13 protein-coding genes are annotated in these 16,774 nt (G+C 40.2%); 12 read left to right on the forward strand and 1 reads right to left on the reverse strand.

Annotated elements, in window-relative coordinates; all coding sequences use genetic code 11:
- The 6 genes from ruvB to tolB all read left to right on the forward strand — a co-directional run bounded on the left by ruvB (position 1) and on the right by tolB (position 7,412).
- Entirely contained in the window at positions 1 to 1,095 is a 1,095-nt protein-coding gene (gene ruvB, locus ACFIMX_RS05045) for a Holliday junction branch migration DNA helicase RuvB (protein ID WP_375617872.1), read from the forward strand.
- A gap of 211 nt (positions 1,096 to 1,306) precedes the next feature.
- Complete coding sequence (gene ybgC / locus ACFIMX_RS05050) at positions 1,307 to 1,747, forward strand: tol-pal system-associated acyl-CoA thioesterase (RefSeq protein WP_375611759.1); 441 nt, start codon at positions 1,307 to 1,309, stop codon at positions 1,745 to 1,747.
- Between the two features lie 1,727 nt (positions 1,748 to 3,474).
- Positions 3,475 to 4,188: a protein TolQ gene (gene tolQ / locus ACFIMX_RS05055; protein ID WP_375640353.1), complete on the forward strand. Its 714-nt coding sequence runs from the start codon at positions 3,475 to 3,477 to the stop codon at positions 4,186 to 4,188.
- Positions 4,189 to 4,203: 15 nt separating this feature from the next.
- Positions 4,204 to 4,656, forward strand: a complete 453-nt coding sequence (gene tolR / locus ACFIMX_RS05060; RefSeq protein WP_375617874.1) for a protein TolR — start codon at positions 4,204 to 4,206, stop codon at positions 4,654 to 4,656.
- A gap of 108 nt (positions 4,657 to 4,764) precedes the next feature.
- Positions 4,765 to 6,048 (forward strand): cell envelope biogenesis protein TolA, encoded by a 1,284-nt coding sequence (locus ACFIMX_RS05065; protein WP_375694114.1) that lies wholly within the window; start codon positions 4,765 to 4,767, stop codon positions 6,046 to 6,048.
- A 38-nt stretch (positions 6,049 to 6,086) separates the two neighbouring features.
- Positions 6,087 to 7,412: a Tol-Pal system beta propeller repeat protein TolB gene (gene tolB, locus ACFIMX_RS05070; protein WP_375694115.1), complete on the forward strand. Its 1,326-nt coding sequence runs from the start codon at positions 6,087 to 6,089 to the stop codon at positions 7,410 to 7,412.
- 1,063 nt (positions 7,413 to 8,475) lie between these two features.
- Here the strand turns inward: tolB and ACFIMX_RS05075 are convergent.
- The gene (locus tag ACFIMX_RS05075; RefSeq protein ID WP_254492472.1) at positions 8,476 to 9,222 is read right to left on the reverse strand and encodes a YebC/PmpR family DNA-binding transcriptional regulator; all 747 of its coding nucleotides are present in this window, start codon (positions 9,220 to 9,222) and stop codon (positions 8,476 to 8,478) included.
- Positions 9,223 to 9,592: 370 nt separating this feature from the next.
- On the opposite strand from ACFIMX_RS05075, the gene ACFIMX_RS05080 reads away from it, so the two are divergent.
- From ACFIMX_RS05080 to ftsH, 6 genes are all read left to right on the forward strand, one after another.
- Complete coding sequence (locus tag ACFIMX_RS05080) at positions 9,593 to 10,288, forward strand: DUF1013 domain-containing protein (protein WP_375617877.1); 696 nt, start codon at positions 9,593 to 9,595, stop codon at positions 10,286 to 10,288.
- A 6-nt stretch (positions 10,289 to 10,294) separates the two neighbouring features.
- On the forward strand, positions 10,295 to 10,438 hold the full coding sequence (locus ACFIMX_RS05085; RefSeq protein ID WP_375613210.1) for a hypothetical protein: 144 nt from the start codon (positions 10,295 to 10,297) through the stop codon (positions 10,436 to 10,438).
- A gap of 52 nt (positions 10,439 to 10,490) precedes the next feature.
- Positions 10,491 to 11,012, forward strand: a complete 522-nt coding sequence (pal, locus tag ACFIMX_RS05090) for a peptidoglycan-associated lipoprotein Pal (protein ID WP_375617878.1) — start codon at positions 10,491 to 10,493, stop codon at positions 11,010 to 11,012.
- A gap of 50 nt (positions 11,013 to 11,062) precedes the next feature.
- Positions 11,063 to 12,445, forward strand: coding sequence for a hypothetical protein (locus tag ACFIMX_RS05095; protein ID WP_375694116.1), 1,383 nt, complete (start codon positions 11,063 to 11,065; stop codon positions 12,443 to 12,445).
- 18 nt (positions 12,446 to 12,463) lie between these two features.
- The gene (gene tilS / locus ACFIMX_RS05100) at positions 12,464 to 13,948 is read left to right on the forward strand and encodes a tRNA lysidine(34) synthetase TilS (protein WP_375694117.1); all 1,485 of its coding nucleotides are present in this window, start codon (positions 12,464 to 12,466) and stop codon (positions 13,946 to 13,948) included.
- Between the two features lie 114 nt (positions 13,949 to 14,062).
- On the forward strand, positions 14,063 to 16,225 hold the full coding sequence (gene ftsH / locus ACFIMX_RS05105) for an ATP-dependent zinc metalloprotease FtsH (protein WP_375694118.1): 2,163 nt from the start codon (positions 14,063 to 14,065) through the stop codon (positions 16,223 to 16,225).
- Positions 16,226 to 16,774: the final 549 nt, after the last annotated feature.

Here is a 16,774-nt window from a genome sequence, read left to right on the forward strand (position 1 = left end):
ATGCATAAAGATGAAGATAAACGCCTTCTGGGTTCCGCCCCCCTTCCTAACGATCCAGATCGTTCCTTGAGGCCACAAGTTCTCGATGACTTTATTGGTCAAGAAGCGGCACGGGCTAATTTAAAAATATTTATTGAAGCAGCAAAAACACGGCAAGAAGCGCTGGATCACGTTTTGTTTGTAGGACCACCGGGGTTAGGAAAAACAACGCTTTCACAGATTATGGCAAAAGAATTAGGCGTTAATTTTCGCTCTACTTCAGGGCCGGTCATTGCTAAAGCAGGGGATTTAGCCGCTCTCTTGACCAATCTTGAAGAACGTGATGTCTTGTTTATTGATGAAATTCATCGCTTAAATCCGGCGATTGAGGAAATTCTTTATCCAGCCATGGAAGATTATCAACTTGATTTGATCATTGGGGAGGGGCCGGCCGCACGCTCGGTGAAAATTGATCTGGCTAAATTTACTTTGGTAGCGGCAACCACACGTTTGGGGCTTTTGACCACGCCGCTGAGAGACCGTTTTGGCATCCCAATTCGTCTCAATTTTTATACTATAGAAGAATTGGAATATATTGTGCAGCGTAATGCACGACTTTTTGCCGTCAAGATCAGTGATGATGGTGCTCATGAAATTGCACGCCGAGCACGGGGGACCCCTCGTATTGCCGGACGGCTTTTACGGCGTGTTTGTGATTTTGCTTTGGTTAAACAAGCAAAACAAATTGACCAAAAAATCGCCGATGAAGCGCTTTCGCGCCTTGAGGTTGATCATCTTGGTCTTGATCCGCTTGATCGTCGCTACTTGCTCCTGATTGCGGAAACTTTTTTAGGGGGACCGGTGGGGATTGAAACAATTGCTGCTGCTTTATCAGAACCACGCGATGCCATTGAAGATATTGTTGAACCGTATTTGCTCCAACAAGGGTTTATTCATAGAACCGCTCGTGGACGCATTCTAACTGAAAAGGCTTGGAGCCATTTAGGGCTTTCTGCTCCAGCCTCTACAACGTCTATACAAAGGCGTTCTCAACTTTCTGATGCTCAAGAGAATTCATCATTTCAGACATCTTTATGGGATGGGGAAGATGATTAAGACATTCTCTTTATTAAAAGAAACTATGTGAATATTTTATAGCAAGGTCATAAAATACAAGAGACGTGCCTTCTTTTAGCATATTCTGGCTAAAAAGGTTTGGCACTATTAAAAATTTTTTGCTTTTCACAACTTCAACACAAAAATGTGTTCAATCTTTTGATTGATAGATAATTTGCTATATTAGATGATTTTATGGGATATGAAGTCGATGACAGAAATAACACCTTTTAAGAGCAATCATACAAACGCTTTTCATAATTTTCAGGTCCGCGTTTATGTTGCGGATACAGATTTTTCCGGTGTAGTTTATCATGCGCGTTATCTTGAGTTTTTTGAACGAGGACGTTCAGAGTTTTTACGGGATACCGGTTTTAATAATAAGATGTTAGCAGCAGGGGGTGAGGGGGAAAAACTGTTTTTTGTTGTTCGTCATATGGAAATTAATTTTTCAAGACCAGCTAAAATTGATCATCTTTTAGTCGTTAAAACACGTGTTACTCATATCCAAGGGGCCCGCTTTTTTATGGAGCAATCTATTTTGCATGAGATGACCACGTTGGTAACAGCCAAAGTTGAAATTGCTCTGATTAATGAGGAGGCAAAACCGCGACGTTTACCCAAAGAACTTTTTGCAAAAATGCTTGGTTAAAAGTGTTCTTCATTGAATTAGCAGTTTCAGGAAAGATCAGCAGATATAAAGTAATCTACAATCTAAGATTATACATATTTATCATAGCCTAAATGTTTTCCAACAAGGTTACACGATACAGCAAAAGAAAGCACCTCTGCTACAATAACTACAATAAATTGAAGATGATATCCCACAAAATTAAACATACCTCATCCATGTTATGATTCAAAATCAATGTCGCCTCATCTATTTTCTGCTATAAACTCAAGATATTTTCTTTCTTTTGAAGAAAGGTTTGTTGGCATCAGAAAGCAGCGAAAAAGTACAAAATATAAAAAAATAAAAATGGATTAAGATTTATTTTTATAAAAATGCACATACTCAGCACAATATTGCAATAAAGTGATAATAAGCTATTAGGTCGAAAATTGTCTCAAAACACCTAAAGGGTGTTTTTAAGCAATTTGATTTGTTTTTTTACTGGATTGTCATTTGGCATCACAAGAGCGCGTGTTTCATCCATTTCTATCCATCATGCATGACTTTATGTGCGCTTCTAAGCGTAGTGAATGAGTGAGAGATCAATGTATACAAAGCAGAAATGCATTTTTGCATTTAAAGTTTCAACAGCATATTATTCTATATAATGTATTGACTTAGAAAGATAAATTATCACTTATCATGGGCACAAACCCTAATAGGAATAGAATAAAATACTTTCATTTCAAATCTGTTCATGTTGAAACAATTAAAATCATTTGCTTACACATCATAAGAGAACAATATAAATCATTGAAAAAATTGTAAAAATGTTCCTTATGGATCATTTTCAATGCAATAACGATCAAATATCGCAAGTGAGCAAAGAGAGCGAAGAAGCCGGTTTTGATGAAGTAAAAATGTGAAAAGGCTTTTTTCATGTCACAGAAGCTTGTACGTTATACCATGGTGCCAGAGAGATGATAGGCATTGAAAGGGGCTAATTCACAATACAGTGAGATTACATGAGACTTACACTAGATTACATAGGACGTCGTAGGGGTGCATGGGTGAGGCGCATTGTTGTGAGGTGTTGTAGGGTGGTTTATTGTCGTTTTTTGTGCCCGATGGTGTACCCCGTATTCAATTCGATGGAAAATGAGAGAAATAATAGCCTGAGGCAAAGCGTCATCTTTTATGATGATAACATATTTATTTACAATGATAATTCATTGCGTTGTCACTTTCAGATAATTCTGAAACTTGTAAAATTTTTTCTTTTCAAGCTCTATTGCCGCGAATTAATAAAAAACATTTTCTTACATGTCACAAGCGGAGTTGGTGAGTGGATACAAAAACACTTAAGAAAGAAATAAAATACCTCTTACGAATCTTTTCAAGTGCTAAGACTTATCGCTGTATTTTAAGCTGGAAACGCGTATGATGATTTAGCGTTCTTTTTATAAACGTAAAGATGGTGGTGCATAATAGATTTAATATTATGCATTTTTATATCTTTTATTTTTATAGTATTTATGGATAAGTCCTTATCGTTATATTTTTCATAAATGCTGTTGTGAAATGAGGGGGGCGTGCATTGAGGGATGTCTCTCGTCATCACTTTTTAAGGAAATTTAAGAAACAAGTCTTGTTTTAGCGCATGGATTTATGTGAAACTAGAGTCTTTACTTAAATTTAGAAACTATAAAATAATCTGTTTTATAAAATTAAAAAAAATGCATCTTTCATTTAGAGGGACAAAAATTATGCCGCATTTAGAACTAACGAATCCAGAAACAATTGGAATGTTGCATTTGTTTATGCAAGCGAGTTGGATCGTGAAAGGTGTTATGATCGGGTTGCTGCTCGCTTCTATCTGGAGTTGGGCAATTATTTTTGATAAAATTTTTACGTATCGGAGAATACGGCGTGAAATAAAGCAGTTTGAACGCACATTTTGGTCTGGCAAAGCGCTAGAAGATCTTTATGCATCATGCAAAAGTCAACGTACCAATAGTATATCCGCAGTTTTTATAGCAGCAATGGTTGAATGGAAAAAATCTCTTGAAAAAGGGACCCATACATCGAAAAGTTTGCAGAGCAGAATTGATAAGGCTATGGATTTGACGCTGGGACGTGAAAGTGAAAAAATAGAATCAAAATTAAGTTTTCTTGCGACACTGGGATCTGCGGGACCTTTTATCGGACTTTTTGGAACAGTTATTGGTATTATGGAGTCTTTTCTTTCTATTTCAGCTTCTCAAAATACATCACTTGCCATTGTCGCGCCAGGGATTGCAGAAGCGCTTTTGGCAACCGCTATTGGTTTGTTTGCAGCAATTCCAGCTGTTATTGCTTATAACAAGTTGACTCATGAAAGTGCGCGCATCATTGCACAAATAGAAAATTTTGCTGATGAATTTTCAACAATTGTATCGCGGCGTATTGATGAAACACGCACAGCACCTTCCTCTTTATAAAAAGGATCTTATCCCATGGGCGTTTCTGTTGCTTCTTCTTCTCGTAAAAATACACGTAGGCGGCATCATTCACAAAGCCAACTGATGAGTGAGATCAATGTCACTCCTTTTGTGGATGTCATGCTGGTCTTGTTGATTATTTTTATGGTCTCTGCCCCCCTTTTAGTGAACGGTGTTCCTCTAGATTTGCCTCGTAGTCAAGCGGGTCCCGTACGAGCTCAAAAAACACCTCTTACGGTTTCACTTGATGCGCAAGGGCGCTTTGCCATTAATCAAGATTATTATGAAACGTCACAGGCCCTGATTGCACACCTGAAAACTCTTCTGGAAGCAGATGCTACACAAAAAGATCAACGGGTTTTTGTGCGGGTTGCTAAAACTGTTGAATATCAGCAAGTATTAAAACTGCTGGCGGATATTCAAAAAGCAGGGTTTTCTCAAGTTGCGTTAGCAAGTCTAGCACAATAAATAATAAGTAATAAAATTGTGCGTAACCGGTTGTTTTTAAGATGTTTTTAAAAAGAGCATAGAGTGATTAAAAATGAAAAAATGTAAGGCATAAGTAAGGCATAAAGAATGAACAAAGACTCTTATCATAGTATGAAACGAGGCTTGGCTTTATCCCTTGTGGTCCATGTCATTTTTCTCAGTTGGGGAGCTATTCAGTTTACAAGCTCTGTCTCTTTACCACAACCATTGGAAGAAATTCCCATTACTCTTGCTCCTTTAGTGGACGAGTTTTCTTCTCAACAAGGAGCCGTGAAGGCTCCTATCCGTGCAATCCCTGCCGTCAAACCAACTATGCAATCACAAGAGAAAGAAGATGCACGCCATATTGGAGAGGGACAAATAGATAGTCTGGCACCGTTTCAACCAAAGGAAAAGCCGCGTCCCGTTGAAACAGCATCGCCACCATCAAGCGAGAACACGTCAGAAACATTTGCACCCGAACTTACAAAACCAGAATTATTAGAAGCAAAAACAGAGGATGCGCCCAAGGTTGCACCTGAGATGCCTTTGGAGGCACCGGAGGATGCGCCCAAGGTTGCACCTGAGATGCCTTTGGAGGCGCCGGAGGATGCGCCCAAGGTTGCACCTGAGATGCCTTTGGAGGCGCCGGAGGATGCGCCCAAGGTTGCGCCTGAGGTGCCTTTGAGAGTGCCGGAAGATGCCTCTAAGGTTGCGCTCAAGCCTGCGCACAAAAATGAAGAAATGATATCGCCAAAAGAATTGGCTCCAACGGTCCCAAAAGTATCAGCAGAGCAGATTGTTCATCAAGCGCCCAAAATTGTACTTCCAGAAAAATCTCTTCTTCCACAGTTTAAACCAAAGTTTGACGGAGAATTTCCAAAGAAGAATGAGGCTGCATTGAATCAAAAGACGCCAAAGCTTAATAAGAAAAACCAAGAGAAACAGACCATTGAAGATATTTTAGCTCTGGAGGAAAATAATTTGCTCAATCGTGCGCGGTCGCAAGGAGGGGGAGCAAAACGTTCTCATACACCAGAAGCTTTGGGTGCAAGAAAAAATATTAATGATACCACAAAAATGGCACAAACATTGGTCAATATTGTAGGGGGATGTATTCAACAGAAGCTTAAACTTGTGGCGCTTGGCGGCGATTTAAAAAATCGTCCGGTCGTGCGGTTGCGATTTTATTTAGACCGTGAAGGGATGGTTGTGGGCGATCCTATCATTGATCCCGTAAGCGGACTTGAGAGTCAACAAGCTATTATGATAAGGCAGGTGTATGCTGCTGTCTTTTCATGCCAACCTTATGCAGATCTCCCACGTGATCAATATGATCTATGGGGGCAAGGTTTTGACTTTAATGTTGATCCCCTCCAAGAAATAAGATGATAAACGAGAAAAAAGCGCTTAACGAAAGGACACATTCCATGATGACTATAACGAGACATAAAGGTTTTGCTTGGTTTATTGTCACTTGTGGGTTGTGGCTTTCAAGTATTTCATCGGGTTATGCGCAATTGAAAGGAACTATTTCGAGCGCTGATTTTAATCCCATTCCCATTGCAATTACAGACTTTATTTCCAATGATTCGATTGGGTTGAAAATATCTGCTGTGGTGACAGCCGATCTTGAACGGTCGGGGCTTTTTTTACCGCTTGATAAAGCAAATTTTTTTGAAAACATTTCTAATCCTAATAAACAACCGCATTTTGCTTCTTGGCAGAAAATAAAAGCGCAAGGTTTAGTTACTGGGCAAGTCATGAGAGAAATCGATGGACGTTTGAGGGTCGATTTTCGTTTATGGGATGTGTTTGGACAAAGACAATTGAAAGGACGGCGTTTTTATACCGCGACAGAACGTTGGCGGCGTGTGGCACATATGATCGCAGATGAGATCTATAGTGAAATGACAGGAGAAAGTGGTTATTTTGATACACGAATTGTTTTTATCGATGAAACAGGCCCCCAAAATGCACGCATTAAACGCTTAGCAATGATGGATCAAGATGGCGCAAATTTGATTTATATGTCTGATGGAAGTGAATTGGTGCTTACACCGCGTTTTTCCCCAAAAAGACAAGAAATGACCTATATGGCTTATGAGGACAATCAAGTACCTCATGTTTATCTCCAACAAATTGAAATGGGGCAAAGAGAGTTGATCGGAACGTTTAATAACATGACAATTGCTCCACGTTTTTCTTCTGATGGACAAAAAGTTATCATGAGTTTGTTACAAAATGATGGGAGTGCCAATCTTTACACTATGGATTTACGAACCCGTACGATGACGCGACTTACAACAACTTCTGCTATTGATACTTCTGCTTCTTATTCACCGGATGGAAAACAAATTGTCTTTTCTTCAGATCGTAGTGGAAAGCCGCAAATCTATAAAATGAATGCGGATGGGAGTGATATTCAACGTATTTCTTCAAACGATGGGAGTTATTCAACACCTATTTGGTCTCCACGGGGTGACTATATCGCCTTTACAAAACAATTAAGCGGACAATTTTCTATCGGTGTTATGCGCCCTGATGGGCAAGGAGAACGAATTTTAACCACAGGGTTTCACAATGAAGGACCAACTTGGGCCCCCAATGGTCGTGTGCTGATGTTCTTTCGCAAAAATCCCGGTATGGGACCAAAAATCTATACGATTGATATTACGGGACGCAATGAACGACAACTCCCTACCCCCAATGATGCTTCGGATCCAGCATGGTCGCCTTTGCTCAATATACAATAAAACAAAATGCGTAAAAATACAGAATATAGAAGGAATATAGTCTCAAGTTTACACAAAATTTCAATAGTTTTTAATTATTTAAAAGAAGGAATTGATTATAATGGGCATGGGGAGTTATGTAGATTTCATCTATCATCTATGGTTGTTGATCGATAATGGAATTTCCTTGGGGAAAATGCTTAAAAAAATTCAAAACAAGACCTTGAAAAAATAGAGTCGAAAATTCTGAGGTCTCTAGATTTCAACTTTTTATTCAAAGTGTCGCTATATATTTTTAAACTTCCTCTTCAATTTTGTTTGTGAAGAGTTTGGTCTTGTCAGGGAGGCTATTGCTCTCTGATGTGTTTTATTCAAGTACGCGGTTGTTTTAGATCTGAATCTTGATTGATTGGTAAGAGCAAAAGGAGAGATTTTTAAGATAAATGACGTTATTTTAGAAATATACGATGCCACAAAGTTAATGCCATAAAGTCAAAAATTTATCCGCAACAGATTAGAGAGATGTATCGGCTTTTTGTACAATACTTTGCTAAACAATTAGCTCTGGCTTTCCATTTGCTTATTTTTATTCTGTGATGTTGTAAAAACACTGCCCTTTGAGGTGTGAGGATATAGGGCGTATAAACCCTCCTTGATATATTCTAAGTGTTTTTTAGGTGCGTGGCGAATATTTAGGGGAGTGTGTGTTTTTTGCGCCTTAAGTTTCAAATGAATTCCATGGGTGATTCGTCATAGGAATACGTCAAGAAAATCCTAATTGTTTACAGGCTAGATCATTTTCATTACTTGAGGGTGGGGAGGTTAATCTTAAAGAACAACAAGATAAAATAGAGAGGAATATAGGGATAATCTTTGGGGCATGTAAGAAAGGCGTGAGGCTATAGAGTTTTGTATGCTTTCTTTTTTTGTTATGTTTTCTGGAATTGATTGTGGTTTTTTGTTGCACTGACAGCTTTCCCCTGCTATTGATGCGGGGCTTTTATATGTGCGGATAAAGAGGAGAGGTGACAGATGCTTTTGAAGCCCTCATGCATGAAGAGAGGGCTTGTGTAAATGATGGGAATTATACAGATAATTTTGCCAAAATCTCATCACTGACATCAAAATTTGCATAAACATTTTGCACATCATCATCTTCTTCTAATGTTGAAATCAGTCGTAAAACGGACAAAGCTTTTTCTTCATCTATTGGTGCAAGGGTGGTGGCTTTCCAAATCGTTTTAATCGATTCTGCTTCACCAAGTTTTGCTTCAAGTGTTTTGGAAACTTCACCAATATCTTCAAATGCGCAGGTAATATGATGTCCGGTTTCTTCTGATTGCACATCTTCGGCACCGGCTTCAATTGCTGCATCCATGATGTTATCGGCTGTTCCTGCTTCTGGCTTATAGATTATTTCACCAATCCGATTAAACATGAAACTGACCGATCCTGTTTCCCCTAAGGCTCCTCCTGATTTTGTGAAGGCGGCGCGCACATTTGAAGCGGTGCGGTTGCGGTTATCAGTTAAAGCTTCAACAATGACGGCAACGCCGCCTGGTCCATAGCCCTCATAGCGTACTTCATCATAATTTTCGACATCGGCGCCTGACGCTTTTTTAATTGCGCGTTCAATATTATCTTTCGGCATCGATTGTGCTTTGGCATTTTGAACAGCCAGCCTTAAACGTGGATTCATGGCTGGATCAGGAGCACCTTGTTTTGCTGCTACGGTAATTTCGCGCGCAAGCTTAGAAAATATTTTCGAGCGCATTGCATCTTGACGCCCTTTACGGTGCATAATATTTTTAAATTGTGAATGGCCTGCCATAGTTTTCCTTCCTATTTGAGGGCTTTTTTGCCAGTTGGATACTCCTTAGAATTTAAGGCGATAAAGCACGTATCCCACCAGAATAAATGTGCCACAGCATGAGGTGAAATAATCGAATAAACACTTTATAAGAAAATTCATCTTAAAGGTAAAGACATCTTAGTTGAGGATCATTACAAGAGAGATCTCTTGTCGTTGAGCAAAAATAACGCTATAACAGAGTGTAATCTCATAGCAAAATGGTTTATTCCATGCCGCGCTTTGTTTTAGGAGTGGTTGGAGAGACCTAAATATATATAAAAAAGTTCCAGAGCTCTTGAGTGGGCGGTAACCTGCCTCATAGAAGAGGCGCAGAAGAGGATTTATAAAAATGGCAACGCAACTTTTGATGCCCAAAGCAACAGCTGTTTGGTTGGTTGATAATACAGCTCTTTCTTTTGATCAGATTGCAGAATTTTGTAAATTGCATGTCTTGGAAGTAAAAGCTATTGCCGATGGTGATGCGGCTTATGGTATTAAAGGTTTAGATCCGATTAGTTCTGGGCAATTGACGCGCAGTGAAATTGCACGGGTGGAGGCTGATCAAAACGCACGCTTGAAAATTTCTCAATCGAGGGTGCATATTCCTGAAAAAAAACGTAAAGGGGCGCGCTATATCCCTCTTTCTCGACGCCAAGATCGTCCCAATGGTATCCTATGGTTGGTTACGAACCATCCCGAGTTGAAAGATGCACAAATTGCACGGTTGATTGGGACAACAAAAGCGACAATTGAACAAATCCGCCTTAGAACCCATTGGAATAGTGCAAATTTGGTTCCTCTTGATCCTGTAGGGCTTGGTTTGTGTTCGCAAATCGATTTAGATTTTGAGCTCCAGCGTGCGGCGAAAAATCGCCCTGTTGCTGCAGAAGAAGATAGGTCGTTGCTTCCCGCTTCTGTGACGGAAAACGCTGCTCTAGAGGAAAATGAGAGTGAAGACAATCTGCATAAGACTTTTGACGCTGATAAAGTTTTTGCAAAGCTGAACGCGCTGCAAAAAAATCGTCAAGATCAAGATGATGCATAAAAAGCCATGACGCATAAGGGAAACATTTCTTATGGAAATGTTAGAGGAATGGCTGAAGAGAAGAAAAATTGGCAGAGACTTAAAAGTAAAAATGAGGACGAAAAAACAGAAAAAATTTCTTCTTCATTAGGAATTAACGGTTATTCTTAAAAATATTTTTAAGAATTTACCCTTCTTTACGAAATTCAAGGAGAAACGGACTATGCGCTCTACCAAAAAAAACCTCTCTCATTCCTTAGCTATCCTCTTTCTTTTCTCACTATGCTTGGGTGGGTGTGGCAAAAAAAATGTTGGTGCACTTAACGGTATGAATGGCGCTTATATGAATGATGCTGGTTTGAATCAGGTGTCACCAGGCTCAGGACAAGAATTTACGGTTAATGTGGGTGATCGCGTGTTTTTTGGTCTCGATTCTTCTTCACTTGATGCTGATGCTGAACGTATTTTAACGCGCCAAGCAGAATGGTTGCTTCATTATCCTTATTATTCTATTATGATCGAAGGTCATGCTGATGAGAGGGGAACACGTGAATATAACTTGGCACTTGGACAGCGCCGTGCTGTTGCTGTGCGAAACTATTTGGTGTCTCTTGGTGTGTCCGCACAACGGATTCAAACAATTTCTTACGGAAAAGAAAGACCTGTAGCAGTATGTGATGATATTTCCTGTTGGAATCAAAATCGACGTGCTGTGACAACGTTGAGTGACATGAATAGTCATTAAAAAGAAGATTGTTTGTTTCAACTATTCAATAAGCTCTTAAGGGGAAAAAAATGTATCGTAAAATCAATTGGAAAACACTCTTTTATATGGGGGTTTTCATAGCTTGTTCTACTTCACTTGTTCAAAGTGCGGCACGAAAGGCTTCCGAATATCCTGCACATGATACGGATAAAGTTGATGCAGTTGATAAGGCAACTGATGACGTGAAGGAAGCACCTGAAGCAGCTGATAAAGCAGCATCTGATGCAGCGGAAAAAGCCACTGACGCTGTTAATAAGGCTGTCGATGCTGTGAAGGAAGCACCTGAAGCAGCTGATAAAGCAGCATCTGATGCAGCGGAAAAAGCCACTGACGCTGTTAATAAGGCTGTCGATGCTGTGAAGGAAGCACCTGAAGCAGCTGATAAAGCAGCATCTGATGTGGTGGAAAAAGCCACTGACGCTGTTAATAAGGCTGTCGATGCTGTGAAGGAAGCACCTGAAGCAGCTGATAAAGCAGCATCTGATGCAGCGGAAAAAGCCACTGACGCTGTTAATAAGGCTGTCGATGCTGTGAAGGAAGCACCTGAAGCAGCTGATAAAGCAGCATCTGATGCAGCGGAAAAAGCCACTGACGCTGTTAATAAGGCTGTCGATGCTGTGAAGGAAGCACCTGAAGCAGCCGATAAAGCAGCATCTGATGTGGTGGAAAAAGCTACTAGTGTTGCGGAGCACCAAGGGATTATTTTAGAGAATCAACAGGCTTTATTTAAAGATTATGATTTAGATAAGCTTTTGCATAAGATACGAATGGTGCTTGAGCATAACAGTTTAAAAAATGTTAACAAGCAGTTTCACGAGCTTTTTGATACAGAAGCCTCTTCTGTTTATTCTTGTTCTTTTGAAAAGTCTGCTGTAGATGAAAAATCTCAGACTGTAAAAGAAGAGATGGAGCAGGACCATAGTACAGGTGATCAGACAAAGGTTGCTGCTGTAGAAGCTAAGGTGGAGAGCCATGACCATGAAAACAGTCAACCTTTTAACAAAGCGCATGAAGTAAGTGCTCCAATTGAAGCACATCAGAGTGACAATCTTTCTTCTTCTAAAGCTTTGTATAAGGAAGGGTATGATTTTATTCGTTCTGCTAACTATGTTGATGCTGAAAAAAGCTTTTGCGCTTTTCAAAATCGTTACAAAAAAGATTCTTTGAGTGATGACGCTTTATTTTGGTTGGCTGAATCTTTGTTGGGGCAAAAACGCTATCATGAAGCAGCACAAGTTTATCTTACCGCATGGTATGCAGATAAAAAGAAGCTCTATACCTCCGAGATTTTGCTGAAATTAGCAAGAAGTATGGTCGCTCTTGAGCCAAATAAAGACGATTGTGCTCATTTTGTGAAAAAATCAAAACGTCAACAAACATTAGCATCTGTTTTTTGTAAACCTGCAAAATAAACAGCGAGGTCGTTTTCGGTGTGCGTTAGACTGGCAAGAAATCTCTTTAAAACATCGGATTTTATTCAATGTCAGAAGTTGATTCTTGCCGTCTCAGGGGGAAGTGATTCTTTGGCTTTGATGTTTTTGGTCAAAGAGCATTTGGAAACTCTCGTATTTCCTCCAGAAATGATTGTTGTCACGGTTGATCATCAATTGCGTAAAGAATCGATGTGTGAGGCAGAAACTGTTGCGAAAATTTGTCGTGTCCATGATATTCAACATATCACTGTGCGATGGGAAGGCGAAAAGCCAAAGACGCATATTGCTTCTAGCGCGCGTGTTGCACGCTATAATCTCTTGGTTAAAGAAGCACAAAAACATGGCGCATCAGTTATTATGACGGGCCATACACTCAATGATCAGGTTGAAACCTATCAAATGCGGTATCAACGTCTCCAAAAGAATAGAGGTGCTTTATATAGTGAAGCTGTTATGCGTGATGGAGTTTCTGCGGGCGGTTTTGCCGGTTTTTTGCGCGGTGAAGCCGAGGGTATACATGATGAGGATCATACCAGAGAAACGAGAAAAAATATTGCCGAAAAAAACTATGATCCCCTCTATGAGCGTGGTTTATCCTGTATTCCGCGTGAGGCGTTGTTGCATAGAAAAGTGCGTTTGATTCGTCCACTCCTTGGTGTAAAACGCCAAACATTACGGAATTATTTACGTTTACAAGGACAAACATGGATTGATGATCCAACCAATGAAGATCGCAATTTTGAACGTGTGCGCGTGCGTCAATCTCTTTCTCCACAAAAATTGGCTTATATTGCTCAAAAAATAAATGAAGCCGCATTGCAGCGTCGTCAACAAGCAAAAAATATTGCTGATTTGATCTTAGCGCTGGATATTACTGTCCAACATGGGCGTTGTTTCATAGCAAAGCCTGCGCTATTTTTACAGAAACATTCCAGTTTTCCTTTCGTGGTGGGGCTCTTTGCTGTGCTGATGGGAGGGGGATTTTATTTGCTCCCCAATCAGAAATTAAGCATGCTTGTTCAAAAACTCTGTCTCGATTCTCCAGAAAAGAAGCGTTTTACTTATGCGGGCTCTGTTATTGAATATAACAAGCAGGGAATTTCTTTGTGGCGTGAAGGGCGAAATATGAAAGAGGCTATCATTGAGCCAGATAAAACTTTTATATGGGATGGGCGCTATCATATCACAAATCATGGATATGAGGCTATAAAGGTTGGAGCCGCAAATTTAGAACAGCTGAAATTTTTATTAAAAAATAGCGATTTTGAGCTTGAAAAGCCTCATTTTCCCTCTTTACAATCGCTGCTGATGATCTCAAATCATAAAGGGTATGATATTCCAGAGTTGCTTTCTCAAGCAGTTGTTCATAAACATGTTATCGTCAAGCGGATTATGGCACCTTTCGATTGGCTTTCCTCACGAGAAGATGCTGCCTTGGTGAATGTTGTGGAACCTTTTTTTAATATTGAGGTGAAAAGATAAAGGAAAATCACTCTAAAAGAAAATAAACAGCTTCTCATCCCTTGGCAAGGGACTGACAAGGTTATATGTTAAGGGGAACTGTTTGAAATCTATATTTGATTAAGTGGGCTGAATATGAATTCCAATTACCGCTCTCTCCTTATTTGGGGAGTTATTGCATTGATTTTGATTGTGTCGTTTTCTCTCTTTAATGGAGATAGCCAACGTTCTGGTGGTGGAGAAGTCTCCTATTCTGAATTTTTGCAAAAAGTTGAGAATAATGAGTTGAAATCTGTGACCATTCAAGGTCAAAAATTAACAGGAAAAACCATTGAACATAGAGCTATTTCAACCTATGCTCCTCGCGATCCAGGTTTGATACAAAAATTGGAAAGCAAAAACGTTAATGTTAAAGCTATTCCTGAAAGCTCTGGAAATAGCATTTTCCTCAATCTCCTCTTTTCCTTGTTGCCTGTTATTATTATCGTGGGGGCGTGGGTCTTTTTTATGCGGCAAATGCAAAATGGGTCACGCGGTGCAATGGGATTTGGGAAATCGAAAGCAAGATTGCTTAATGAAGCGCAGGGGCGTATTACCTTTAAAGATGTTGCTGGCGTTGAAGAAGCAAAGCAAGATCTTCAAGAAATTGTTGAATTTTTACGCGAACCACAAAAATTTCAACGCTTAGGGGGGCGTATCCCACGCGGTGTTTTGCTTGTTGGTCCTCCAGGAACCGGTAAAACTTTGCTAGCACGCTCTGTGGCCGGTGAAGCCAATGTGCCATTCTTTACCATTTCAGGGTCTGATTTTGTTGAAATGTTCGTTGGTGTTGGGGCAAGCCGTGTGCGCGATATGTTCGAACAGGCTAAAAAAAATGCACCTTGTATTATCTTTATCGATGAAATTGATGCTGTTGGACGCCATAGGGGGGCTGGTCTTGGCGGTGGAAACGATGAACGTGAACAGACCTTAAACCAGTTGCTTGTCGAAATGGATGGGTTTGAGCCCAATGAAAGTATTATTCTTATTGCCGCAACAAACCGTCCCGATGTACTTGATCCCGCTTTGTTAAGACCAGGGCGTTTTGATCGGCAAGTTGTTGTACCAAACCCTGATGTTTCTGGGCGTGAACAAATCTTGAAAGTGCATGTGCGCAACGTGCCTTTAGCGCCTAACGTTGATTTGAAAATTTTGGCAAGGGGAACACCAGGATTTTCCGGTGCGGACCTGATGAATCTGGTCAATGAAGCTGCTCTTATGGCTGCGAGCCGTAATAAAAGAGTTGTCACCATGCAAGAATTCGAAGATGCCAAAGATAAGGTGATGATGGGGGCTGAACGTCGTTCAACCGCTATGACACAAGAGGAAAAAGAACTCACTGCCTATCACGAAGCAGGACATGCTATTGTGGCTCTTAATGTGCCGGTTGCTGACCCTGTCCACAAAGCAACAATCGTTCCAAGGGGAAGAGCATTGGGAATGGTGATGCAATTGCCTGAAGGCGATCGCTATTCTATGAGTTATCGCTGGATGATTTCTCGTCTGGCCATTATGATGGGTGGACGCGTGGCTGAAGAATTGAAATTTGGAAAGGAAAATATCACCTCCGGTGCTTCTTCTGATATTGAGCAAGCGACGAAATTAGCACGCGCGATGATCACACGGTGGGGATTTTCTGATCTGCTTGGAAATGTAGCTTATGGCGATAACCAAGATGAAGTCTTTTTGGGTCATTCTGTTGCGCGAACACAAAATGTTTCTGAAGAAACAGCGCGCATGATTGATATGGAAGTGCGTAAGCTTATTGATGATGCCTATAAAAATGCGACAAACATTTTGAAAACAAAAAGAAAAGAATGGTTTGCTTTGGCACAAGGTTTGTTGGAATATGAGACTTTAACGGGAGCTGAAATTAACGAAGTTATTGCAGGAAAGCCTCCTTCACGCACACAGAAAGATGAGGGGGCTGCGCCACGGGGGTCTTCTGTTCCAAAAACTGGAACGGTCAGAGCAGAGATAACAGTGGTAGATGAAAAAGATGTTGAAGCAGCCCCTAAAACAGTGCTTCATAAAGAAGAGATCGATAAAGGCAAGGCAGGTAAAGCAGAGGCAGCTGTTGGGAAAAAAACAGCAAAATCCGGTAATGTTGAGCCTAAGGAGGCTCAGTCTAAAGAAGTGCAATCGGATGAGACTGAGAAAAAAGCGCAAAGCACAAAAGGTAACACAAAATCAGTCAACCGCTCTAAAAGTAATGCTGAAAAGAAGTCCAATACTGCGGGACATGATAAAGAAAAATAAGAACTGTTTAATATCGCTTGAGTGACGATGTTTTAGGAAAACTTCTAAATTCTTTGAGAAAGGCGCAAGTTTTGTTTGCGCCTTTCTTGTAATATTTGCAAAAATATGGAAGCAAAAAATTAAGCAAAGCCGTTGTATGATGACGGCTTTAGCATGCTACAAGGCGAGGTGGACTGTTGCTTTTCTAATGTGGTAGGGGTTGTAAGGTTAGGCAATAGATTTCCTTGCTGATTTGGTAGGGTATGAGGTTTGGTGCTGGGTTTCTTTACGGATTTAGCAAGTGTGTGAGATTATCCGTTGGTTGTGTTAAAGGGATGTATAGAGCATTTTGAGGAGATAATATTGCTTTTATGTGTAAGGGTGTAAACATAATTGTTTGAGAGTGGTTTAGATGTGTAGATGGTGAATAGGGGGCTTGATTGTCTAAATGCATGAAGGTTAAAGATCAATGATCTGATTTTATACGGGGAGAGGAGGACTATTGTACCAAGGGGGCTTGTTAGGGTTTTAAGGAAAAGCCAAGGGAAGAATTATATATTAAAGGAAAGA

The organism is Bartonella sp. AD24XZML (assembly GCF_042196485.1).
GTDB lineage: Bacteria > Pseudomonadota > Alphaproteobacteria > Rhizobiales > Rhizobiaceae > Bartonella.